The sequence below is a fragment of the Chimaeribacter coloradensis genome (assembly GCF_002858715.1).
GTDB classification, from domain to species: Bacteria; Pseudomonadota; Gammaproteobacteria; order Enterobacterales; family Enterobacteriaceae; genus Chimaeribacter; species Chimaeribacter coloradensis.
In genome coordinates this window covers 434343-458251 of sequence record NZ_PJZH01000002.1, presented here as the reverse complement: position 1 = coordinate 458251, position 23909 = coordinate 434343, and the positions used below count along the sequence as shown (strand labels likewise).

Below are 23909 nucleotides of genomic sequence, written 5' to 3'. Positions count from 1 at the left end.
GTGGGTCGTGCAGGATTCGAACCTGCGACCAATTGATTAAAAGTCAACTGCTCTACCAACTGAGCTAACGACCCATCGGGTACTGCGGATTTTCTCTTTTACTACGGTACGTTCTGATGGTGGGTCGTGCAGGATTCGAACCTGCGACCAATTGATTAAAAGTCAACTGCTCTACCAACTGAGCTAACGACCCATCAGATACTGCGTATTTCTTTACTTCTACTTACTTCTACTTACTTCTACATTACCGCCATCTTTAAAATATGGTGGGTCGTGCAGGATTCGAACCTGCGACCAATTGATTAAAAGTCAACTGCTCTACCAACTGAGCTAACGACCCGCTGAGCGGTACTACCGGAATCATGTGCCCAACATCAATGACAAAATGATGGTGGGTCGTGCAGGATGACTCGGCCTCTGGCCTCGCCCTTCGGGCCAACGCTTGCGCGTTGTTATCCTTCACTTCCTTACATCCAACATCTTCTTTGAATGATGGTGGGTCGTGCAGGATTCGAACCTGCGACCAATTGATTAAAAGTCAACTGCTCTACCAACTGAGCTAACGACCCATAATTCCTTGCTGCCTTAACGTTTTACAGTTGTCTTGGCAACGGCGGCATATATTACTAATTTATCTTGGCAGTGCAACCCCTATTTCTGAATAAAAGGGTTAACTGCTTGTTCTTCGCGCGTTCACGCCCAGAAACCATGCGAAATGACCAATTTCTGGGCGCAAAGCGCTAGCCGAGCGTGGAAAGACGCTTTTGCGATTGCTTGGCAGCATCCGTATTCGGGTACTGTTTCTGCACCTGTTGGTACACCGCTTTGGCTTTATCTTTCTGCCCTTTATCCTGCATGATCACGCCGACCTTAAACATCGCATCAGCACTTTTTGGGGATTTAGGGAAGTTTTTTACCACAACGGCGTAATAGTAGGCCGCATCATCCTTCTTACCTTTGTTGTAATACAACTGCCCCAGCCAGTAGTTGGCATTCGGCAGGTAAGTGGAATCGGGGTACTGCTTGATAAACGCCTGGAAGGCGCTGATCGCCTGATCGTACTGTTTCTTCTCCAGCGCCAGTGACACCGCATTGTTGTAATCGGTGTTGGCATCCCCACTGCTGGCCGGCGCAGACGCCGTATCTGCCGCAGAGGATGACGGGGCAGTCGCCGCCGCACCTGCATCAGCAGCCGGTGCAGGCGCTGCTGCGGCACCCTGACTGCTCAGGCTGTCCATCTGCTGGTAGATCTGCTTTTGCCGTTCGACAATCTGATTAAGCTGGTACTGGTTCTCCTGGATCTGGCCACGCAGGGAGTCCACATCACGTTGGGAATCAGCAAGCTGTTGCTGGAGCTGGGTTAAAAGTTGACTGTGAGCGTTGGAGATACGCTCAAGCTGCGTGACGCGGTCTTCCACCGAGCCAGAGCCGACATTACTGATTGGCGCCTGGGCAGTAGCGGCCCAGGGGGCCGCTACGCCAACCAGTAACGCCAGACTTAATAAAGAATGTCTGAAGTTACTGCTCATGCGATTCTCTTAGTATACCAGTACGGCACGACGGTTTTTGGCGTAAGCCGACTCGTCATGGCCCAGTACAGCAGGTTTCTCTTTACCGTAAGAGACGATGGCGATCTGGTCTTCAGACACGCCTTTGCCTTGCAGGTACATTTTCACAGAGTTAGCACGACGCTCACCCAGGGAGATGTTGTATTCCGGCGTACCACGTTCGTCCGCGTGACCTTCGATGGTCACTTTGTAAGACGGGTTACTGCGCAGGAAGGCTGCGTGTGCATCCAGCATTTGAGCGAAGTCAGAACGGATGTCGTACTTGTCCAGGTCGAAGTAAACGATGTTGTTCCGCTGCAGCTCTTGCATCTGGAGACGCGCTTGCTCGTCAGACGACATGTTGCCTGCGCCCGCGCTGCCGTTTTCCATCATACCAGTGCCGCCGGCGCCCATGCCAGATTGGTCATTGTTTGCGCTTTTGTTAGAGCTACATGCAGCGATAGCGATAACCGGTAATGCCAGCATCAGCCCTTTCAGCACTTTATTCAGTTGCATCTCTTTGATCCTTTTATTGTTTGCCATACATATTTACACATGCATCACAGATACGGCGACCAGGCAGGGAATTTGACCTGTCCATCGGTTGCCGGAAGACGCGCTTTGAAACGCCCATCAGTCGAGACCAGCTGTAACACGGAACCCAGCCCTTGCGTGGAGCTGTAAATCACCATGGTGCCATTCGGTGCGATACTAGGCGTCTCATCCAGGAACGTGTCCGTCAACGTTTGGACGGCTCCCGTTTCCAGATCTTGTTTAGCGATGTGTTGCGCGCCACCATTGGAACTCACCATTGCCAGGAATTTGCCGTCACTGCTGACGTCAGCATCCTGATTCTGAGAACCTTCCCAGGTCAGGCGTTGCGGCGCACCGCCATTAATACTTACTTTATACAGCTGCGGACGGCCGCCCTGGTCAGAGGTAAAGGCCAGGCTCTGGCTGTCCGGGAACCAGGTCGGCTCCGTGTTGTTGTTACGCCCGTCGGTCACCTGGCTGATCTGGCCGGAACCGAGGTTCATCACATAAAGATTCAGGCTGCCGCTCTTGGAGAGCGCAAACGCCAGCTTGCTGCCGTCCGGCGAGAAGGCCGGCGCACCGTTGTGGCGCGGGAACGACGCGATCTGTTTGATGGCACCGTTAGACAAGGTCTGGACCACCAGCGCAGAACGGCCGCTTTCAAAGGTCACGTACGCCAGGCGGGTGCCGTCCGGCGACCAGGCCGGGGACATCAGCGGCTGCGGCGAACGGTGAACCACGAACTGGTTGTAACCGTCGTAGTCCGCGACGCGCAGCTCATACGGGAACTGGCCGCCGTTGGTCTGCACGACGTAGGCGATACGGGTGCGGAACGCGCCCTTGATGCCGGTCAGCTTCTCAAAGACTTCATCACTGGCGGTGTGCGCCGCATAGCGCAGCCACTGCTTGGTGACTTTATACTGGTTCTGGGCCAGCACCGTACCCGGCGCACCGGAGGTGTCGACCAGCTGGTAAGAGACCAGGTAGTTGCCGCCTGCATCGGGCTGAATCTGCCCTACGACCACGGCGTCAATACCAAGCGCTGTCCAGGATGCCGGCGTAACTTCCGCCGCGCTGGAAGGCTGTTGCGGCATACGTGACGCATCAATCGGGTTGAATTTGCCGCTGTTGCGCAGATCCGCCCCAACAATCGCCCCGATCTCTTCCGGCGCACTGCCCGGACCGGCCCATTTAAACGGCACGACGCCAATCGGGCGCGCAGAATCCACACCCTGGGTAATCTCAATGCGGACTTCCGCATGGAGAACGGTGGCCCACAACATCAAAAGGCCCATCGCTACTCGAAATGCCTGCTTCATTGTCTCTCCCTTATCTGGACGGTTCTGCCCGCGATAATTTAGCAGAATTTTAACTAACCAACGCACACAAAACTAGAACATTACCCGTGAAACTATAGTAAAAGTCTTAAAACTTGCTGCGTTATGCGCTTAACGTGGCTTGAAGTCCAACGGCGCATTCTTAAATACTTCGTATACATCCTTGCTCGGCGGCTTCGGAATGCGCGCCTGCTTGGCGGCAGCCACGGCCGCCTGGCAGAGTGCCGGGTCGCCCCCTTCCGGTTTAACGTCAATCAACAGGCCATCCGGGGCCAGCTTGATGCGCAGCGTACAGGTACGGCCTTTGTACAGCTGGGCATCATAAAACTTACTCTGGATCGCGGCCTGAATCTGGCTGCCGTAGCTGGCGATGTCCGCCCCCGAGGCCCCGCTGTTCTTGTTCTTGCCCTGCCCTGCCGCCCCGGCAGCACCCGCCGCGTTACCGCTGGCAGCCCCACCCGATTTCGGGGCATTTTTCGATGAGGCCAGCCCGCCGAACAGGTCGTCCACATCATCACTCTGCTTGGCAGCTTCCGCGGCGGCCTTTTTCTTGGCATCGGCTGCGGCTTTCTTCGCGGCAGCGGCTTTTTCAGCAGCCGCCGCTTTCTCTGCCGCCGCTTTTTCGGCGGCTGCTTTTTCAGCTGCGGCCTGTTTGGCCTCTTCCGCCGCTTGTTTTTTGGCTTCGGCCGCCGCCGCTTTCTTCGCTTCGGCCTCTGCGGCTTTCTTCGCTTCGGCTTCCGCGGCTTTTTTGGCCTCAGCTTCTGCCTGTTTTTTCGCTTCTGCGGCGGCTTTCTTCGCCTCTTCTGCGGCCTGTTGCTTCGCCTCGGCCTCAGCCTGTTTCTTCGCTTCCGCAGCGGCTTTCTTCGCCTCGTCTGCTGCCTGCTTTTTAGCCGCGGCAGCCGCCGCGGCGGCCTCTTTCTTCGCCTGCTCAGCCGCCTGTTTCGCGGCATCGGCCTGGGCTTTTGCCTCGGCTTTGGCCTGCGCGGCGGCCGCTTCCGCCTCTGCTTTCGCTTGTGCAGCGGCAGCTTCGGCCTGTTTCTGCTGGGCCTGCGCTTTAGCCGCAGCCGCTTGCGCCTGCTTCTGCTGCTCCGCCAGGGCCTGGGCTTCTTTCTGCTGGGCTTCCTGAGCGGCAAGGCGCTCTTTCTCCAGCGCTTTCAGGCGCTGCTGCTCAGCAGCCTGCTTCTGTTGCAACTCTTCCGCCTGCTGTTCGGCCTTTTTCTGGCGTAACTGGGCCGCACGCTGGGCATCGGTTTGCTGCTGCTGCTGGCGGTTATATTGCTGAACCACGGCACCCGGATCGACCATGACGGCATCAATTGCGCTGCCGCCATCTTCACCGCCGCCACCGCCGCTCATGGACATATCCTCGGTGAGCGAGCCCCAGATCAGCAGGCCAATCAATATGATGTGCAGCACCACCGAAACAATAACGGCGCGTTTTAGCTTATCGTTTTGCTCAGTTGCCTTTACCACAATAGATTCCCAAAACAGGATTACCAAAAAACAAGGTTTTCAACCGCCCTCTCCCTGCGCGTTGAAAACCCGGATAATAAGGGCCGGCACCGGGGCCGGCCTGGTGTTAAATAGGCTGGGTCATTAAACCGACCGAGGTGACACCCGCCTGGTGCAGCATATTCAATGCCTTAATAATTTCATCATACGGCACATCTTTTGCGCCCCCGATCAGGAATACCGTCTTAGGGTTGGTCTTCATCCGATCGGCTGCCTCAGCAATGACCTGCTGCTCCGGCAGTTGCTCCATCCGCTGGTGATCGACCACGATGGTATATTGGCCGACCCCGGAGACTTCCACGATAACCGGCGGATTGTCATTGCTGGAGACGGCTTTGGAATCTGTTGCGTCCGGCAGATCAACTTCCACGCTCTGGGTGATGATGGGTGCCGTCGCCATAAAGATCAGCAACAGCACCAGCAACACGTCGAGCAGGGGAACAATGTTGATTTCCGATTTCAGTTCGCGGCGACCGCGACGACCACGTGCCATGCTCTCCCCCTACCTTATTTGCTGTTTTCGCTGGAGAATGCCTGACGGTGCAGAATAGCGGTGAACTCTTCCGTGAAGTTGTCGTAGTTCTGTTCCAGTTTGTTCACGCGCTGGTTGAGCCGGTTGTAGGCCATGACGGCCGGAATCGCGGCGAACAGGCCGATAGCGGTCGCGATCAGTGCTTCCGCGATCCCCGGGGCGACCATCTGCAGGGTGGCCTGTTTGACTGCGCCAAGCGCGATAAAGGCGTGCATGATGCCCCAAACGGTGCCGAACAGGCCGATATAAGGGCTGATAGAGCCAACCGTGCCGAGGAACGGGATATGGGTTTCCAGCGTCTCCAGCTCGCGGTTCATGGAGATGCGCATCGCACGCGAGGCCCCCTCGATCACCGCTTCCGGTGCGTGGTTATTGGCGCGGTGCAGCCGGGCAAACTCTTTAAAACCTGCGTAGAAAATCTGCTCAGAGCCGGTCAGGGCGTCACGGCGCGTCTGGCTCTCCTGGTACAGGCGGGAAAGCTCAATCCCGGACCAGAATTTATCTTCAAACGCTTCCGCATCGCGGGTGGCCGCATTCAGGATGCGCGTGCGCTGGATGATGATAGCCCAGGAAACCACCGAAAAGCCTATCAAAATCAGCATGATAAGCTTAACCAACAGGCTGGCTTTCAAAAAGAGATCAAGAATGTTCATGTCAGTCACTGCTTAAACTCCGCGACAATAGACTTGGGAAGCGCTATCGGCTTCATTTGGTGTGGGTCGATGCAGGCGATCAGGACTTCTGCACTGCTCAGAAGCGCCCCCTGCGCATCGAAGATTTTTTGAGCAAACGTGAGCGAGGCGCCGCGCAGCGCGATGATTTCACTCTGCACTTCCAGCAAATCATCCAGACGTGCAGGCGCAATGTATTCCACCGTCATACGGCGGACGGCGAACGCGACATGTTCAGCCAACAATTGCTGTTGATGAAAATGGTGTTGGCGCAGCATTTCTGTGCGCGCTCTTTCATAAAAGGCAACGTAGCGAGCGTGATAGACCACGCCACCCGCATCTGTATCTTCGTAGTAGACACGAACCGGCCATCGGAACAACGAATTACTCACTCTACATCCCGTAATGCAATTAAACGCGCTTACTATACGCAATGGGATTCAGGTTGGGAATGGGTTGCCAGAGTTACAGAGAAATAATTATGGGTCCAGTCAGGGCGCTATAAATTAATGTAAATTATTAGCAAAAAAAGTTTATTACCCGGCCGGTTTTAAACGCCGCCCAAAAGCAAAACGGGGCCATAAACGGCCCCTTTTTTTACTTCATCACTCACCGCGTCAGCGGCTGTTTTTGGCCGCGTCCACTGCCTCGTGGTGCTCCAGCGCCAGGGCGGTGATGATGCCGAAGGCGCATGCCAGCAAGGTGCCGAGAATCCAGGCGAAATACCACATCAGCAGACTCCTTAATAGAGGGAATGGGTGTTGTTGTCGATGTAGGCGTTGTCGAGCCGGCCAAACATCTTGTAGTAAGCCCAGCTGGTGTACCCCAGCACGATGGGCACAAAAATGATCGCCACCACTGTCATGACCCGCAGCGTCAGCAGGCTGGAGGTGGCATCCCACATTGTCAGGCTGGCGTTTGGATCGGTCACGGACGGCATCACAAACGGGAACATCGTGACACCGGTGGTGAGGATCACGCAGGCGATGGTCAGGGAGTTACTGACAAACGCCCAGGCGCTGCGGTTCAGTTGCGCCATCCGGATGGTCACCAGCGGCAGCAGCACCCCCAGCAGCGGCAGCGCCCACAGCCCCGGATGCTGGCTGAAGTTCGCCAGCCAGGCCCCCGCCTGGTGGGCGACCTCTTTGCGCAGCGGGTTAGACTCCGCCCCGTGCTCCAGCACCGAGGTCACCACATAGCCGTCAATGCCGTTGACCAGCCAGATCCCCGCCAGCAGGAAGGCCACCATCATCACCAGCGCAGAGAGCTGCGTTGCCGCCCGTGCGCGCAGGTGCAGTTCGCCGGTGGTGCGCATCTGCAGGTAGGCCGCGCCCTGCGTCACCAGCATCGTCAGGCTGACGACGCCCGCCAGCAGGCCGAAGGGGTTGAGCAGCTGGAAGAAGTTGCCGGTATAGAAGAGCCGCAGGTAGGCATCCACATGGAAGGGTACGCCCTGCAACAGGTTGCCGAAGGCCACGCCGAACACCAGCGCCGGCACAAAACTGCCGATAAAGATGCCCCAGTCCCACAGGTTGCGCCAGCGGCGGTCATCCACTTTGGCGCGGTAGTCAAAGCCGAGCGGGCGGAAAAACAGCGCGGCGAGCACCAGGATCATCGCGATGTAGAAACCGGAGAACGCCGCGGCGTAGACCATCGGCCAGGCGGCGAACAGCGCGCCGCCGGCGGTGATCAGCCACACCTGGTTGCCGTCCCAGTGCGGGGCGATGGCGTTAATCATCACCCGGCGCTCGGTGTCTGTGCGGCCCAGGATGCGCAGCAGCACCCCGACCCCCATGTCAAACCCGTCCGTCACGGCGAAGCCGATCAGCAGCACACCGATCAACCCCCACCAGACAACACGCAATACCTCGTAATCAAACATTGTGGCGCTCCTTTACTGAACCTGCGGCTGGGTGGCAATAAGGGTGGGAACCGGCTCGGCGACCGCCGGCTGTTCAAAGTGGTAGCGGCCGGTCTTCAGGCTGCTCGGCCCCAGGCGGGCAAATTTGAACATCAGGTACATTTCAATCACCAGGAACAGGGTGTAAAGGCCGCAGATCAACAGCATCGAGAAAAGAATGTCACCGGCGGTCAGGGAGGAGTTCGCCACCGCGGTCGGCAGCACCTCACCAATCGCCCAGGGCTGGCGGCCATACTCTGCCACAAACCAGCCGGACTCGATGGCGATCCACGGCAGCGGGATGGCGTAGAGCGCGGCGCGGTGCAGCCAGCGCATCCGGCCGATGCGCCCGCGCAGCACGGTAATAAAGGAGACGCCGATCACCAGCAGCATCATCACGCCGCAGGCCACCATAATGCGGAACGAGAAGTAAAGCGGAGCCACCCGTGGGATAGAGTCTTTGGTGGCCTGCGCAATCTGCTCGTCGGTGGCGTCGGTGATGGTGTCGGTATAGCGTTTGAGCAACATGCCGTAGCCGAGATCCTGCTTGCTGCGGTTGAACGCCTCGCGCACTGCCGGGTCGGTGTTACCGGCGCGCAGCGCTTCCAGCAGCGAATAGGCTTTCATCCCGTTACGGATGCGCAGCTCATGCTGGCCCATCAGCTCACGCAGGCCGGTGACCTGCTGATCCACAGAGCGGGTGGCAATGATGCCCAGCAGGTACGGGATCTGGAGGCTGTAGTGGTTCTCCATATTGTCCTGATCCGGCAGGCCGATCAGCGTGAAATTAGCCGGCGCGGGCTGCGTCTCCCACTCCGCTTCAATCGCCGCCAGTTTGACCTTCTGCACATCGCCCATCTCATAGCCGGACTCATCCCCCAGCACAATCACCGAGAGCACCGCCGCCATGCCGAAACTGGCGGCAATGGCGAAGGAACGTTTGGCAAACGCCAGATCGCGCCCTTTCAGCAGGTAATAGGAGCTGATGCCCATGATGAACATCGCGCCGGTGCAGTAACCGGCCGCCACGGTATGCACGAACTTCACCTGCGCTACCGGGTTGAACACCAGGTCGGCGAAGCTGACCATCTCCATACGCATGGTTTCGTAGTTGAACTCCGAGGCGATCGGGTTCTGCATCCAGCCATTGGCGACCAGGATCCAGAGCGCCGAGAGGTTGGAGCCGAGCGCCACCAGCCAGGTCACCGTCATGTGCTGCACTTTACTCAGGCGATCCCAGCCAAAGAAGAACAGGCCCACCAGTGTGGACTCCAGGAAAAAGGCCATCAGCCCTTCAATGGCCAGCGGCGCGCCAAAGATGTCGCCGACGTAGTGGGAAAAGTAGGACCAGTTCGTCCCGAACTGGAACTCCATGGTCAGGCCGGTTGCGACCCCCAGGGCGAAGTTGACCGCAAACAGCTTGCCCCAGAATTTGGTCATATCTTTGTAGATCTGTTTGCCCGACAGCACATACACCGTTTCCATGATCGCCAGCAGAAACGCCATACCGAGCGTCAGCGGGACAAACAGGAAATGGTACATGGCTGTGAGGGCAAACTGTAAACGTGACAGCTCGACAACATCCAACATAATGACTCCTTGCCTCTCGCAGGAAGACTTCAACCCATGGTGCGCAGGCCACCGCAGCGAAACCGGTTAACCCGCAGTGTGTACCCAAAAAAATGCTGCCGGAACGCCCTCCCCTGCCGGCGCGGGAAGCGGAGGACTTTCGGGCAACAAAGACGATATTCAGGGTCATTAAAAACTTACCGTTTTTAACTCTCCTGCTTTTTTAACTCTCCTGCTTTATTAACAGCGCTGTGCTGTTTTTTCTCAGCGGCTTTTAAGCGCGGATATAGTACGCCGCTATACCCTCACAATAAATAGGCCTTTTTGAGGATTGTTTACTTTTTCTGAGCTGATCAAATTCTCGCAAATAAGGCGCATAACGAAACTTGATCTAAATCAATTAAAATCAATTCATTTACTTTTGTGCCACACAAAAAATTGCGTTGTATCAGTTTTGTTGCCAGTTTCATTCTTAACGCTTGAATTTGGTTTTACTTGTTAGAATTGTTAAAAACCGAAACACAATGATAACAACTATATCCCGCATGAGATGGTCAATAAAACCGCTATTCACCCATAAGATAATAAATAGTTCAGGGAAGAGTTCCCAATTATCACGCGGAAAATATCCCAACCCGGCGTATTTACCGGCTATTTATTGACGCTATTATCGGGGGCTTTTAGAATCGCGCCCGTTTATATTCCCCCCGCTCCCTGTTAATTAAAGGTATAACGTTTTATGAATAAATTTACATTGCTGGCTATTCCGCTGCTGGCCATGCTTTGCGGAACAGCACAGGCCCATAAGGATGACGGTTATAGCCATGACTCAAGTTATATGGACTATTCCCGCACCCGCTGGATGAGTGATATTGAAGACAGCACGCCGCTGGGCCGGTTAAGCATTCCCGGCACCCATGATTCCGGCTCCCGGTATGGCGGTGCCGCCATCGCTAACCAGGTGATGACCATCAGCCAGCAGCTGAACGCCGGTATTCGCTACCTGGATATCCGCGTGCGCCACATCGATAACCACTTTGCCATCCACCACGGCTCCGTCTATCAGCATCTGAATTTTGATGATGTGCTCTCGCAAACCACGGCATTCCTCGCGGCTAACCCTAGTGAAACCGTATTTATGCGGATTAAAGAGGAGCATAAGCCGGCTGATAATACCCGCACGATAAATGAAACCCTGGATGCCTATTTCCAAAAATACAATAAGGCCTTTAAATTCCCCCGGACTTTTATGGGAAATAAACAGCCAACCCTGGGAGAGATGCGCGGAAAAATCGTGGTCATTTATGATGGTTTATCCGGGAATGCGCAGGGGTATAATTTTAGCGATATCGCTAAACAAGATGATTACCAGATGAAAACCAACTGGTCTCAATACAGTAAATGGGAAAAGATAAAGGACTTTATTAACAGCAGTAATACGAACAGTAACATTACCATTAACCACCTGAGCGGCTCCGGCGGCTCCTTCCCCTATTTTGTCGCCAGCGGCCACTCCAGCGCCGGCACCTCAGCGGGTCGCCTCGCCACCGGCCTGACCACGCCGGGCTGGAAACATCGCTACCCGGACTTCCCCCGCGTCTCCTGTTTTATCGGTATTTGTACCATCGCTTTTGAAGGCACCAATACGTTAACAAAAAACTACCTTAATAATAACGATAATATTACCGATACCGGGATTATTGCCGCAGACTTCCCCGGCAAAGGGCTGATTCAGTCAATCATCAGTAAAAACCGGGATAACTTTACCCATCATCAATTGTTGCTGAAATCCACCGGCCAGTGCGTAGCCACGCAAGGGAGCACGCCGAATGTGAAAGGGGCAAAAGCGATAGTTGAACGGTGCGGCAGCCCGGTGCCGGAGAAACAGCGCATTCACCTTGAACATGACCAGCTGAAACTTGGCAACCAATGCCTGGACGTTAAAGACGGTAAGAATAAAGAGAATGCGTCGATCATTTTCTGGCCTTGCAGCGGGAGCAACAATCAGAAATGGAGCGGCGATCGCGGCCGGCTGCGCAGCTGGTTGTCCGGCACCCAGCGTTGCCTGACGTTAAGTGACGATAAACTCAGCCTGTCTCTGCGCACCTGCTATGCCCCAGGCGCTGACCAGACTTTTGCGCTGGAGAAAGCCAGCGGTGCGGCGGCCACGGCCTCCGGCCAGAGTGACGGTGACACCCCTGTCATGCCGGCATTGACGGATGCACCTGAAGAGATTATCAGCGCTGCCCAGTCGATCCCGGGCAACTACCTCTCTCACTTTAACATGGTGGTCGATTTCCAGCCGGTGACCAAGCAATCGACCAGCATGGACAGCAACAGCAGCGCCTCCGGCCATGGCAATCTCGCCGCTTATTGACCTGCCCGTGACGTCTGCCCGTACCCCTGCCCCCACCCGGGGGCAGGCCTGCGGCGGCGCTTATCCCTTTATCCCGCTTTTTCTGCCATAAAAAAGGCCACCTTACGGTGGCCTCTGTATCGGGATAACGGGTTATCCTGATGGGTTATGCGCGGGTGCGGCTCAGTTCGGCAGCAGGGATTTCACCGCTTCGCCGATGTCTGCCAGGCTGCGCACGGTTTTCACACCGGCTGCTTCCAGCGCGGCGAATTTGTCATCCGCCGTGCCTTTGCCGCCGGCGATGATCGCACCGGCATGGCCCATGCGTTTGCCTTTCGGCGCGGTCACACCGGCGATGTAGCCGACCACCGGCTTGGTGACGTGCTCTTTGATGTACGCCGCCGCTTCTTCTTCCGCGTTACCGCCGATTTCACCGATCATGACGATCACTTCGGTCTGCGGGTCTTCCTGGAACAGCTTCAGAATGTCGATGAAGTTGGAGCCCGGGATCGGGTCGCCGCCGATACCGACGCAGCTTGACTGGCCGAAACCGTAATCCGTGGTCTGTTTCACCGCTTCATAGGTCAGGGTACCGGAGCGGGAGACGATGCCCACTTTGCCCGGCTTGTGGATGTGGCCCGGCATGATGCCGATTTTGCACTCACCCGGGGTGATCACACCCGGGCAGTTCGGGCCGATCATGCGCGCGTCAGTCTGCTCCAGCTTGGCTTTCACCACCAGCATATCCAGCGTCGGGATGCCTTCGGTGATGCAGATGATCAGCTTAATGCCGGCATCCAGCGCTTCCAGGATAGAGTCTTTACAGAACGGGGCCGGTACGTAGATAACAGACGCGGTGGCACCGGTCTGCTCAACCGCTTCACGCACGGTGTTGAACACCGGCAGGCCGAGGTGCTCGGTGCCGCCTTTGCCCGGCGTGACGCCGCCGACCATTTTGGTTCCGTAGGCGATCGCCTGCTCGGAGTGGAACGTGCCCTGGCTGCCGGTGAAGCCCTGACAGATTACTTTGGTCTCTTTATTGATTAAAATGGACATTATTTCCCCTCCACTGCCGCAACAACGCGCTGCGCCGCATCCGTCAGGCTGGTCGCTGCAATAATATTCAGGCCGCTTTCTGCCAGTTTCTGGGCACCCAGTTCGGCATTGTTCCCTTCCAGACGCACCACTACCGGCACGCTGACACCCACTTCAGAAACCGCACCGATGATGCCGTCTGCGATCAGGTCGCAACGCACGATGCCGCCGAAGATGTTGACGAAGACCGCTTTCACTTTTTCGTCAGAGAGGATGATTTTGAACGCTTCGGTCACGCGCTCTTTGGTCGCGCCGCCGCCGACGTCGAGGAAGTTGGCCGGGTCACCGCCGTGCAGTTTCACGATGTCCATGGTGCCCATCGCCAGACCGGCGCCGTTCACCATACAGCCGATGTTACCGTCCAGCGCCACGTAGTTCAGCTCCCACTGGGCTGCATGGGCTTCACGGGCATCTTCCTGGCTCGGGTCCTGCATTTCACGCAGTTCCGGCTGGCGGAACAGGGCATTGCCGTCCGCGCCCAGTTTGCCGTCGAGGCAGATCAGGTCGCCCTGCTTGGTGATCACCAGCGGGTTGATCTCGATCAGCGCCAGGTCGCGCTCCAGGAAGATATTCGCCAGACCCATAAAGATCTTGGTGAACTGCTGAACCTGTTTGCCGGTCAGGCCGAGTTTGAAGGCCAGCTCGCGGCCCTGGTACGGCTGCGGGCCGGTCAGCGGGTCGAGGGCCATTTTGTGGATCAGGTGCGGGGTCTCTTCCGCCACTTTCTCAATTTCCACGCCGCCTTCAGTTGACGCCATGAACACCACGCGGCGGGAGCTGCGGTCAACCACGGCACCCAGGTACAGCTCTTTTTCGATGTCGGTTGCCGCTTCCACCAGGATCTGGTGAACCGGCTGGCCGTTGGCATCTGTCTGGTAGGTCACCAGTTTTTTGCCCAGCCACTGCTCAGCGAAAGCGCGGATCTCTTCCTTGCTTTTCACGACTTTAACGCCGCCCGCTTTACCGCGGCCGCCGGCATGTACCTGGCACTTTACCACCCACGGGCCGGCACCAATTTTGGAGGCCGCCTCTTCCGCTTCACGCGGGGTCGTGCAGGCATAACCGGTCGGCGCAGGCAGGCCATACCGTGCAAAAAGTTGTTTTGCCTGATACTCGTGTAAGTTCATGATGTTCTATCCATTCAGGTCTGAAAGACTCAGCCGCCCCCCTGACCCACCGCGGACATTCCGCGTACCGGGCCATGGCACGACCATGTGTACGTTATCGGGCACCGCGCACGGTGCCCGGCAATGGCTTAGACGTCCAGCAGCAGGCGGGACGGATCTTCCAGCATCTCTTTGATCGTCACCAGGAAGCCCACGGACTCGCGGCCGTCGATCAGGCGGTGATCGTAAGAGAGCGCCAGATACATCATCGGCAGGATAACCACCTGGCCATTGACCGCCATCGGGCGATCTTTGATGGCGTGCATCCCCAGGATGGCGCTCTGCGGCGGGTTGATGATCGGCGTAGACATCAGTGACCCGAAGACCCCGCCGTTGGTGATGGTGAAGTTACCGCCGGTCAGCTCTTCCACTTTCAGCTTGCCGTCACGCCCTTTCACCGCCAGCTCTTTGATGCTCTTCTCGATGTCTGCCATGCCCAGCGTATCCACATCACGCAGTACCGGGGTGACCAGGCCGCGCGGCGTGGAGACGGCAATACTGATGTCGAAGTAGTTGTGGTAAACCACATCTTCGCCGTCGATCGAGGCGTTGACTTCCGGGAAGCGTTTCAGCGCTTCCACGACCGCTTTCAGGTAGAAGGACATGAAGCCCAGGCGCACGCCGTGGCGTTTTTCAAACGCTTCGCCGTACTGCTTGCGCAGATCCATGATCGGCTTCATGTTGATTTCGTTGAAGGTGGTCAGCATCGCAGTGCTGTTTTTCGCCTCCAGCAGACGCTCGGCCACGCGTTTGCGCAGGCGGGTCATCGGGACGCGTTTTTCACTGCGGCCGCCCAGGGCCGGGGCCGGGCTGGCGGCCGGGGCGCTTTCCGGCGCTTTGGCGGCCGGCTGGTCAGCGCGGGCTTTCGCCAGGAACTGCTCAACGTCTTCACGGGTCAGACGGCCACCGACGCCGCTGCCTTTAATGGCGGAGGCATCGAGGTTATGTTCGGCGATCAGGCGGCGGATGGCCGGGCTGAGGGCGTCGTTGCTCTCCTCTTCCAGGCTTGCCGTCTGGCGCTGGGCCGGGGTCGGCTCCTTGGCCTGGCTCTTCTCTTCGCTCGGCTTGCCGCTGCTGTTGCCCGGGCGCAGGCGCGCCAGGATCTGACGCGAGGTCACGGTGGCGCCTTCATCTTCCAGTACGCTGTCCAGAATGCCCGCCTCAGAGGCCGGCACTTCCAGCACCACTTTATCGGTTTCGATTTCTACCAGCACTTCATCGCGCGCGACGGTATCACCCGGTTTTTTGTGCCAGGTGGCCACGGTAGCATCCGCGACCGATTCAGGGAGGTCAGGAACCAGAATATCTACGCTACTCATTATCTATCCTTATGTATTAATCAACGTTCAGCGCGTCATTAACCAGATCTTGTTGCTGCTTCTGGTGAACGGACATATAGCCCACGGCCGGCGAAGCAGAAGCCGCACGCCCGGCGTAACGTAAAGAAGCCCCGAAAGGAATCACCTCACGGAAGTTGTGCTGGCTGCAGTACCAGGCACCCTGGTTCAGCGGCTCTTCCTGGCACCAGACGAAGTCGTGTACGTGGGCATACTGCGCCAGTACCGCCTGCACTGCCTGATGCGGGAACGGATAGAGCTGCTCGATGCGGATAATCGCCACATCGGTCTGCTCGTTTTTGCGGCGCTGTTCCAGCAGGTCGTAGTAGACCTTCCCGGAGCACATCACCACACGTTTAACCTGTTTCGGGTCGAGCGCATCCACTTCACCGATGGCCGGTTCGAAGGTGCCGTTCGCCAGCTCATCCAGGCTGGAGACCGCCAGCGGGTGGCGCAGCAGGGATTTCGGCGACATCACGATCAGCGGGCGGCGCATCCCGCGCAGCGCCTGGCGACGCAGCATGTGGTAAACCTGTGCCGGGGTTGACGGCACGCACACCTGCATATTCTGCTCAGCGCAGAGCTGGAGGTAGCGCTCGAGGCGTGCGGAGGAGTGCTCCGGCCCCTGCCCTTCGTAGCCGTGCGGCAGCAGCATCACCAGGCCGCACATCCGGCCCCATTTCTGCTCGCCGGAGCTGATGAACTGGTCGATCACCACCTGCGCGCCGTTGGCGAAGTCACCGAACTGCGCTTCCCAGATGGTCAGGGTGCGCGGCTCTGCGGTAGCGTAGCCATATTCAAACGCCAGCACGGCCTCTTCCGACAGCACGGAGTCCCAGACGCGGAATTCGCCCTGGCTGTTGTGGATGTTGGCCAGCGGCACATAGACGGCGCCGTTTTTCTGGTTGTGCACTACCGCATGGCGGTGGAAGAAGGTGCCGCGGCCGCTGTCTTCACCCGACAGGCGCACCGGCACCCCTTCGTCCACCAGCGTGGCGTAAGCCAGGTTCTCCGCGCCGCCCCAGTCAAAAGCTTTGTTGCCTTCGGCCATCTCTTTGCGGTCGTTGTAGATTTTGGCGACGCGCGACTGCACCTCAATCCCTTCCGGGATGGTGCTGATGCGGCGGGCCAGCTCCTGCAGGCGCTTCATCTCAACGGTGCTCGGGTAGGGTTCATCCCACTCGTGGTTGAGGTACGGCGACCAGGTAAAGGAGTGCATGTTCATCGGACGCCACTCTTCCACCACACAGTCGCCGCGGTCCAGCGCGTCACGGTAGAGGTTGATCATTTCCGTGGCATCTTCCAGGCTGGCAACCTGCGTCTCGCTCAGGCGATCCGCATAGAGTTTGCGCGGCGTCGGGTGCTTCTTGATCTTGGCGTACATCAGCGGCTGGGTCGCGCTCGGCTCATCCGCTTCGTTATGGCCGTGGCGGCGGTAGCACACCAGATCGATCATCACGTCACGCTTGAAGGTGTTACGGAAATCCAACGCCAGGCGGGTGACAAAGGCCACCGCTTCCGGGTCATCCGCATTCACGTGGAAAATCGGTGCCTGCACCATTTTCGCGATGTCAGTACAGTATTCGGTGGAGCGCGCATCTTGTGGGTTCGAGGTGGTGAAGCCCACCTGGTTGTTGATCACGATGCGTACCGTGCCGCCCACTTCGTAGCCGCGCGCCTGGGACATGTTCAGGGTTTCCTGAACCACGCCCTGCCCGGCGATGGCGGCGTCACCGTGGATGGTGATCGGCAAGACCATGTTGCTGCGGCCTTCGTCGAGGCGGTCGCGGCGGGCGCGCACAGAGCCCATCACCACCGGGCTGACAATCTCCAGGTGCGACGGGTTGAAGGCCAGGGCGAGGTGCACCATGCCGCCTTCGGTTTCCACGTCGGAGGAGAAGCCCATGTGGTATTTCACGTCACCGGTGCCGAGGTGCTCTTTGTGCTTACCGGCGAACTCGTCAAACAGCTCTTCGGTCTTTTTGCCCAGCACGTTAATCAGCACGTTCAGGCGGCCGCGGTGCGCCATGCCCAGCACCACTTCACGGGTGCCGTTTTTACCGGCGTGGCGGATCATCTCTTTGAGCATCGGCACCAGCGCGTCGCCGCCTTCCAGCGAGAAGCGTTTCGCGCCCGGGAATTTCGCGCCCAGGTAGCGTTCCAGCCCTTCTGCTGCCGTCAGCTCTTTCAGGAAGCGCTTTTTCTCATCGCTGCTGAAGGAGGCGCGGCCCACCGCGGATTCGATGCGCTGCTGGATCCAGCGTTTCTCTTCCGTGTTGGTGATGTGCATATATTCGGCGCCGATCGGGCCGCAATAGGTCTGTTTCAGCGCCTGGTACAGCTCGCCGAGCTGCATGGTCTCTTTGCCGATGGCAAAGGAACCGACGTTGAACGTCTCCTGGAAATCCGCTTCGGTCAGGTTGTGGTAGGCCGGGTCAAGATCCGGCACCTCTTCCCGCGTCCACAGCCCGAGGGGGTCGAGATCAGCCTGCTGATGCCCGCGGAAGCGGAAGGCGTTGATCAGCTGCAACACTTTCACCTGTTTGGCGTCGGTGTCGGGATCGTTGATCGCCGCGGAGTAACGGGAGGCATCCTTCGCCAGACGGCGGAAGTAATCCCGGGTTTTTGAGTGGAGCTGATCGGGTTTGACACCCGCGGTGGGTAGCTGTTGGAAAATAGAACGCCAGCTATCTTCTACGGAGCCCGGATCGGTTAAGAAGTCTTCATAGAGCTGCTCTATGTAAGACTGGTTCGCGCCCGCCAGATAGGAGGAATCCAGCCAGGCCTTCATTGCGCCGTTCTGCATCATGATCCCTTAAGCTTTGTAGCTTTAGTTTTCGCCGTGGTTAACATACATCGTTGTGCCGTATAACGGTGTGCCGGATTACGGTTCATGCGGTACGAGCGGATGGCCCGTAAAGGAACCTTTGAAAACGGTCTGCGCGGCCGCTTTCAAAGGTTTCTGCCGCCTCTGCCGGGCGCGGCCCGGTGCGGTAAAACCGCCGGGAACCCGCAGGCCCCCGGCATCGCGGTGCTTACGCGCCGCGTTGTAACAGCATAGACTTGATATGCCCGATCGCCTTGGTCGGGTTCAGCCCTTTCGGACAAACACTGACACAGTTCATGATGCTGTGGCAGCGGAACACGCTGAAGGCGTCGTCCAGGTCGTCCAGGCGCGCCTGGGTCTCGGTGTCGCGGCTGTCGATCAGGAAGCGGTAAGCCGCCAGCAGACCGGCCGGGCCGACGAACTTGTCCGGGTTCCACCAGAACGACGGGCAGGAGGTCGAGCAGCAGGCGCACAGGATGCACTCGTAGAGGCCATCGAGTTTTTCCCGCTGGTCCGGCGTTTGCAGGTACTCACGCGCCGGCGGATTCTGCCCATCATTCAACAGGTAAGGCTTAATTCTCTCATACTGCTTATAGAATTGTCCCATGTCCACGACCAGATCGCGGATCACCGGCAGGCCGGGCAAAGGGCGGATCACAATCTTCTTGCTGCCGTTGCGCAGCGCGGAGATCGGCGTGATACAGGCCAGGCCGTTTTTGCCGTTCATGTTGAGGCCGTCAGAGCCGCAGACCCCCTCACGGCAGGAGCGGCGGAACGTCAGGGACGGGTCCTGCTCCTTGAGCTGGATCAGCGCGTCCAGCAGCATCATGTCGCGGCCCTCTTCGGCCTCGAGCACGTAGTCTTTCATGTGGGGCGCGGCATCGACGTCCGGGTTGTAGCGGTAAATCGAAAATTCAAGTTTCATCTCTGGCTCCTGCGCAACATGCTGCTGACTAGTAAGTACGCGCTTTCGGCGGGAAGGCCGGGCGCAGTGTCGGCTGCATGTTCACTTGACGACGGGTCATGCTCTCGGTTTGCGGCTCATAGAGCGTGTGGCACAACCAGTTCTCATCATCACGGTCCGGGAAGTCGAAGCGGCTGTGCGCGCCGCGGCTCTCGGTACGGAAATTGGCGGACACGGCAGTGGAGAACGCGGTCTCCATCAGGTTATCCAGCTCCAGGCACTCGATGCGCTGGGTGTTGAATTCGCTGGAGGTGTCGTCGAGGCGCGCATTTTTCAGCCGCTCGCGGATACCCCGCAGCTCTTCCAGCCCTTTCGCCATCGCGTCACCTTCACGGAACACCGAGAAGTTATTCTGCATACAGGCCTGCAGCGCCTTGCGGATCTCCACCGGGTCTTCACCGGAACGGGTGGTGTTCCAGCGGTTGAGGCGCTCAAGGGCGACGTCGATGTCGTCGTTGGTGGCATCGCGCAGCGTGCCCTGCTCCATCAGTGACTCCTGGAGGTGCATCCCGGCCGCACGGCCGAACACCACCAGGTCGAGCAGTGAGTTGCCGCCGAGGCGGTTGGCACCGTGTACCGAGACGCAGGCGATTTCGCCCACCGCGAACAGCCCCGGGATCACCTCATCTTCACCCTTGGCATTCAGGCGCAGCGCCTGGCCGGTGACCTTAGTCGGGATACCGCCCATCATGTAGTGGCAGGTCGGGATCACCGGAATCGGCTCTTTCACCGGGTCAACGTGGGCGAAGGTGCGGGAAAGCTCCAGGATGCCCGGCAGGCGGGACTCCAGCACATCTTTGCCGAGGTGGTCGAGCTTCAGCTTGGCGTGCGGGCCCCACGGGCCGTCACAGCCGCGGCCTTCGCGGATTTCAATCATGATGGAACGCGCCACCACGTCACGGCCGGCCAGGTCTTTGGCATTCGGCGCGTAACGCTCCATAAAGCGCTCGCCATCTTTATTCAGCAGGTAACCGCCTTCGCCGCGGCACCCTTCGGTGACCAGTACCCCGGCCCCGGCGATGCCGGTCGGGTGGAACTGCCACATCTCCATGTCCTGCACCGGCACCCCGGCGCGCAGCGCCATGCCGACGCCGTCACCGGTGTTGATGTGGGCGTTGGTGGTGGACTGGTAGATACGGCCCGCGCCGCCGGTGGCCAGCACCGTGGCTTTCGCCTTGAAGTAGACCACTTCACCGGATTCGATGCAGATGGCGGTACAGCCCAGCACGTCGCCGTCCTGGTTTTTCACCAGATCCAGCGCATACCACTCGGAGAAGATGGTGGTGCCGTTTTTCAGGTTCTGCTGATAAAGGGTATGCAGCAGCGCATGGCCGGTACGGTCAGCGGCCGCCGCGGTACGCGCCGCCTGCTCACCGCCGAAATTCTTGGACTGGCCGCCGAACGGGCGCTGGTAGACGCGGCCGTCATCCAGGCGGGAGAACGGCAGGCCCATGTGTTCCAGCTCCAGAATCGCTTCCGGGCCGGTTTTGCACATATATTCGATGGCGTCCTGGTCACCGATGTAGTCGGAGCCTTTGACGGTGTCATACATGTGCCATTCCCAGTTGTCCTCATGGCTGTTGCCCAGCGCGACAGTAATGCCGCCCTGTGCAGATACCGTGTGGGAGCGGGTTGGGAAGACTTTGGAAACCAGGGCACAGGAGAGGCCCATTTGTGAAATTTGCAGGGCGGCGCGCATACCGGCACCGCCGGCGCCTACCACCACTGCATCAAACGTTCTGACCGGCAGATTCATTTACACTCCCCACACCACGATAGATCCATAAATTAAGTAAGCCAGCAGCGCCACGACCACGGCGAAATGCACCATCAGTCGGTAGGCGAAGGGTTTCATATAGTCCGTTAATACCTGCCACATGCCGATCCAGGCGTGAACCAGGGTCGAAAACAGCGCCAGCAGGGTGAATACTTTCGTGACCGGGGAGGCGAAGAAATCGTGCCAGACGGCAAACGTAATCGGGGGGGCGATGAGCACGAAGCCCAACAGGTAGATGATATACAGGGTGATAATGATGGCTGAGGCACGAATCAGAAGCCAGTCGTGCACGCCGTTGCGCCCTAATGCTGAGACATTGCTTACCATACCAAAACTCCAGCCAGAATTGACAGCACGACGGTCAGCCCTATCGCCACGTAGGCTGAGCGGGTACCGGCGGCCAAACTCTCTTCGATCATGCCAAAATCCATTAACAAGTGACGGATGCCACCGCAGATGTGATAGGCAAGCGCAGTCAGGATTCCCCAAAATATGAATTTAACGAACCCGCTATTCATAATGGCCGCTGCCTGCATAAACCCTTCCTCAGAGGAGAGGGAAATGCCCAGAAGCCAGAGGAGGATACCCACCGCAACGAAGGTGATTACGCCAGAGACTCGGTGTAAAATTGACGCTATCGCAGTAACGGGGAACCGGATCGTTTGCAGATCCAGGTTGACAGGTCTTTGTTTTTTCACGGATTAGCCCACACAGCTCTTATTATTTTCCTTCCTCCGGCCTGGGTGGGATCAGACAGCGTTAAGAGCCTTGGCCCTTCACGTCACGCGCTCAAACATCAACATCCACTGTGCTTAAACGGCGCGGTCTTATTAACGCTGGGTGCTCCTACTTCAGGGTGTTCCGGAGACCTGGCGGCAGTATAGGTCGTTCACATTCTCATTACAATTGCCACACAAACCCTTTGGTCACATTTCCCCAAAACAGTGATCTGCGCCACAAAATTCACAAAAGATACAAAATTAATTATCTAGTTTGACAATAGATCAACATTTCTATTACAAATAGGCATGCCCACTCCCCGACGACATCAGGCTTCTCAGATCGGTACTTCCCTGGGAGCATAAGATATGCAACAGTGTACTTTGCAAAAAGCGGGTAGACTTTGCGAAAATTCGCTTGTTATGTGAAAAACCTGTAGCGGCTGCACTTGATTTAACGGCAGGCGGCGCGATAGGTCATAAGGTGATGCCGTAGGGTGATGAATCCGGTTACCCAAGATCTACCGAGTCGTTAACAACCCGGAATGCAGCTTGTCCGCCTTTTATTGGTCTGTCCTTTTACTGGTCTTTAACAAAGGGCCGCCCCCCAGGCGTAACACCGTAAGCTGCTCGTCATGAACGCTGTACCCTCCTCTTTTACAGCCGCTCATGCTCCGTTGCGGCACGTGGCCGGCATCTGCCGGCGCTGACAGCCCGGTTGTGACAGATTTTAATAATAAGGCGCTAAGGAGACAGTAAAATGGCTGATAAGAAAGCGACACTGACCCTGGAGGGCAGTGACCCGATTGAACTGGACGTGCTTTCCGGCACCCTGGGTCAGGAGGAGATTGATATCCGCAAGCTGGGTTCCCAGGGGCTGTTTACCTTCGATCCTGGTTTCACCTCCACCGCATCCTGTGAATCCAAAATCACCTACATCGACGGCGATGAGGGTGTTCTGCTGCACCGCGGCTTCCCGATTGACCAGCTGGCGCAAGAGTCCAACTATCTGGAAGTGAGCTATATCCTGCTGTACGGCGAAGCGCCGACCAAAGCGCAGTTTGACGAATTCCGTACCACCGTGACCCGCCATACCATGGTGCATGAGCAGATCACCCGCCTGTTCCACGGCTTCCGCCGTGACTCGCACCCGATGGCGGTGCTGTGCGGCGTGACCGGTGCGCTGGCAGCCTTCTACCACGACTCCATCGACGTGGAAAATGAGCGCCACCGTGAGATTGCGGCCTTCCGCCTGCTGTCGAAAATGCCGACCGTGGCCGCGATGTGCTACAAATACTCCATCGGCCAGCCGTTTGTGTACCCGCGTAACGACCTCTCCTACGCCGGTAACTTCCTGCACATGATGTTCGCCACCCCGTGCGAAGAGTACAAGGTGAACCCGGTGCTGGAACGCGCCATGGACCGCATCCTGATCCTGCACGCAGACCATGAGCAGAACGCCTCCACCTCTACCGTGCGTACCGCCGGTTCCAGCGGCGCGAACCCGTTCGCCTGTATCGCGGCGGGCATCGCCTCGCTGTGGGGGCCTGCCCACGGCGGCGCGAACGAAGCCTGCCTGAAGATGCTGGAAGAGATCAACACCGTGGAGCACATCCCGGAATTCGTGCGCCGCGCGAAAGACAAAAACGACTCGTTCCGCCTGATGGGCTTCGGCCACCGCGTCTACAAGAACTACGACCCGCGTGCCACCGTGATGCGTGAAACCTGCCATGAAGTGCTCAACGAGCTGAACATGAAAGACGACCTGCTGGAAGTCGCCATGGAGCTGGAGCACATCGCGCTGAACGACCCGTACTTCATCGAGCGCAAACTCTACCCGAACGTCGATTTCTACTCCGGCATCATCCTGAAAGCGATGAAAATCCCGTCCTCGATGTTCACCGTGATCTTCGCGATGGCACGTACCATCGGCTGGATTGCGCACTGGAACGAAATGCACCAGGACGGCATCAAAATCGCCCGTCCGCGCCAGCTCTACACCGGTTACGATCAGCGCGACTTCAAAAGCCAGCTGAAAAAATAACCGCCTGCACGGCGTACTACCT

Annotated in this window: 20 protein-coding genes and 4 tRNA genes; 2 read left to right on the top strand and 22 right to left on the bottom strand. The window is 57.8% G+C overall.

Annotation, left to right across the window (positions count from 1 at the left end; genetic code table 11):
* Position 1: 1 nt before the first annotated feature.
* The 14 genes from CYR32_RS04435 to cydA all read right to left on the bottom strand — a co-directional run bounded on the left by CYR32_RS04435 (position 2) and on the right by cydA (position 9623).
* Positions 2–74: transfer RNA gene (locus tag CYR32_RS04435), tRNA-Lys, on the bottom strand.
* Between the two features lie 43 nt (positions 75–117).
* Positions 118–193: transfer RNA gene (locus CYR32_RS04430), tRNA-Lys, on the bottom strand.
* A 71-nt stretch (positions 194–264) separates the two neighbouring features.
* A tRNA-Lys gene (locus CYR32_RS04425) sits at positions 265–340 on the bottom strand.
* A gap of 153 nt (positions 341–493) precedes the next feature.
* A tRNA-Lys gene (locus CYR32_RS04420) sits at positions 494–569 on the bottom strand.
* A 171-nt stretch (positions 570–740) separates the two neighbouring features.
* Positions 741–1529, bottom strand: a complete 789-nt coding sequence (gene cpoB, locus CYR32_RS04415) for a cell division protein CpoB (protein ID WP_101822936.1) — start codon at positions 1527–1529, stop codon at positions 741–743.
* 9 nt (positions 1530–1538) lie between these two features.
* Complete coding sequence (gene pal, locus CYR32_RS04410) at positions 1539–2063, bottom strand: peptidoglycan-associated lipoprotein Pal (RefSeq protein ID WP_101822934.1); 525 nt, start codon at positions 2061–2063, stop codon at positions 1539–1541.
* A gap of 44 nt (positions 2064–2107) precedes the next feature.
* The gene (gene tolB / locus CYR32_RS04405; RefSeq protein ID WP_101822933.1) at positions 2108–3400 is read right to left on the bottom strand and encodes a Tol-Pal system beta propeller repeat protein TolB; all 1293 of its coding nucleotides are present in this window, start codon (positions 3398–3400) and stop codon (positions 2108–2110) included.
* A 129-nt stretch (positions 3401–3529) separates the two neighbouring features.
* The gene (gene tolA, locus CYR32_RS04400; protein WP_101822994.1) at positions 3530–4891 is read right to left on the bottom strand and encodes a cell envelope integrity protein TolA; all 1362 of its coding nucleotides are present in this window, start codon (positions 4889–4891) and stop codon (positions 3530–3532) included.
* A 106-nt stretch (positions 4892–4997) separates the two neighbouring features.
* Positions 4998–5423, bottom strand: a complete 426-nt coding sequence (gene tolR / locus CYR32_RS04395) for a colicin uptake protein TolR (RefSeq protein WP_101818040.1) — start codon at positions 5421–5423, stop codon at positions 4998–5000.
* Positions 5424–5437: 14 nt separating this feature from the next.
* Complete coding sequence (gene tolQ / locus CYR32_RS04390; protein ID WP_101822932.1) at positions 5438–6124, bottom strand: Tol-Pal system protein TolQ; 687 nt, start codon at positions 6122–6124, stop codon at positions 5438–5440.
* A complete protein-coding gene (ybgC, locus tag CYR32_RS04385) occupies positions 6121–6525 on the bottom strand; it encodes a tol-pal system-associated acyl-CoA thioesterase (RefSeq protein ID WP_101822930.1) in 405 nt (134 codons plus the stop codon). The genes tolQ and ybgC overlap by 4 nt, the downstream gene beginning before the upstream one ends.
* Positions 6526–6750: 225 nt before the next feature.
* Positions 6751–6864 (bottom strand): cytochrome bd-I oxidase subunit CydX, encoded by a 114-nt coding sequence (gene cydX, locus CYR32_RS04380; RefSeq protein ID WP_101822928.1) that lies wholly within the window; start codon positions 6862–6864, stop codon positions 6751–6753.
* 11 nt (positions 6865–6875) lie between these two features.
* Positions 6876–8015: a cytochrome d ubiquinol oxidase subunit II gene (gene cydB, locus CYR32_RS04375; protein WP_101822926.1), complete on the bottom strand. Its 1140-nt coding sequence runs from the start codon at positions 8013–8015 to the stop codon at positions 6876–6878.
* 12 nt (positions 8016–8027) lie between these two features.
* On the bottom strand, positions 8028–9623 hold the full coding sequence (cydA, locus tag CYR32_RS04370) for a cytochrome ubiquinol oxidase subunit I (RefSeq protein WP_101822924.1): 1596 nt from the start codon (positions 9621–9623) through the stop codon (positions 8028–8030).
* A 718-nt stretch (positions 9624–10341) separates the two neighbouring features.
* Here cydA and CYR32_RS04365 point away from each other — a divergent pair.
* Entirely contained in the window at positions 10342–11979 is a 1638-nt protein-coding gene (locus CYR32_RS04365) for a phosphatidylinositol-specific phospholipase C domain-containing protein (RefSeq protein ID WP_101822922.1), read from the top strand.
* Positions 11980–12141: 162 nt separating this feature from the next.
* On the opposite strand, the gene sucD is transcribed toward CYR32_RS04365, so the two are convergent.
* From sucD to sdhC, 8 genes are all read right to left on the bottom strand, one after another.
* The gene (gene sucD / locus CYR32_RS04360) at positions 12142–13014 is read right to left on the bottom strand and encodes a succinate--CoA ligase subunit alpha (protein WP_101818046.1); all 873 of its coding nucleotides are present in this window, start codon (positions 13012–13014) and stop codon (positions 12142–12144) included.
* Positions 13014–14180 (bottom strand): ADP-forming succinate--CoA ligase subunit beta, encoded by a 1167-nt coding sequence (gene sucC / locus CYR32_RS04355; protein ID WP_101822920.1) that lies wholly within the window; start codon positions 14178–14180, stop codon positions 13014–13016. Before sucC ends, sucD begins: the two co-directional genes overlap by 1 nt.
* Before the next feature lie 128 nt (positions 14181–14308).
* Complete coding sequence (gene odhB, locus CYR32_RS04350) at positions 14309–15538, bottom strand: 2-oxoglutarate dehydrogenase complex dihydrolipoyllysine-residue succinyltransferase (protein ID WP_101822918.1); 1230 nt, start codon at positions 15536–15538, stop codon at positions 14309–14311.
* A gap of 16 nt (positions 15539–15554) precedes the next feature.
* Complete coding sequence (gene sucA / locus CYR32_RS04345) at positions 15555–18362, bottom strand: 2-oxoglutarate dehydrogenase E1 component (protein ID WP_101822916.1); 2808 nt, start codon at positions 18360–18362, stop codon at positions 15555–15557.
* Positions 18363–18591: 229 nt separating this feature from the next.
* Positions 18592–19308, bottom strand: coding sequence for a succinate dehydrogenase iron-sulfur subunit (locus CYR32_RS04340; RefSeq protein ID WP_101822914.1), 717 nt, complete (start codon positions 19306–19308; stop codon positions 18592–18594).
* A gap of 28 nt (positions 19309–19336) precedes the next feature.
* Positions 19337–21103, bottom strand: a complete 1767-nt coding sequence (gene sdhA / locus CYR32_RS04335) for a succinate dehydrogenase flavoprotein subunit (protein WP_101822912.1) — start codon at positions 21101–21103, stop codon at positions 19337–19339.
* Complete coding sequence (sdhD, locus tag CYR32_RS04330; RefSeq protein WP_101822910.1) at positions 21104–21451, bottom strand: succinate dehydrogenase membrane anchor subunit; 348 nt, start codon at positions 21449–21451, stop codon at positions 21104–21106. It lies immediately after the preceding gene.
* Entirely contained in the window at positions 21445–21822 is a 378-nt protein-coding gene (gene sdhC / locus CYR32_RS04325; protein WP_072926221.1) for a succinate dehydrogenase cytochrome b556 subunit, read from the bottom strand. Before sdhC ends, sdhD begins: the two co-directional genes overlap by 7 nt.
* Before the next feature lie 781 nt (positions 21823–22603).
* Between sdhC and CYR32_RS04320 the strand changes: the two genes are divergently transcribed.
* Positions 22604–23887: a citrate synthase gene (locus CYR32_RS04320; RefSeq protein WP_101822908.1), complete on the top strand. Its 1284-nt coding sequence runs from the start codon at positions 22604–22606 to the stop codon at positions 23885–23887.
* The last annotated feature ends 22 nt before the right edge of the window (positions 23888–23909 follow it).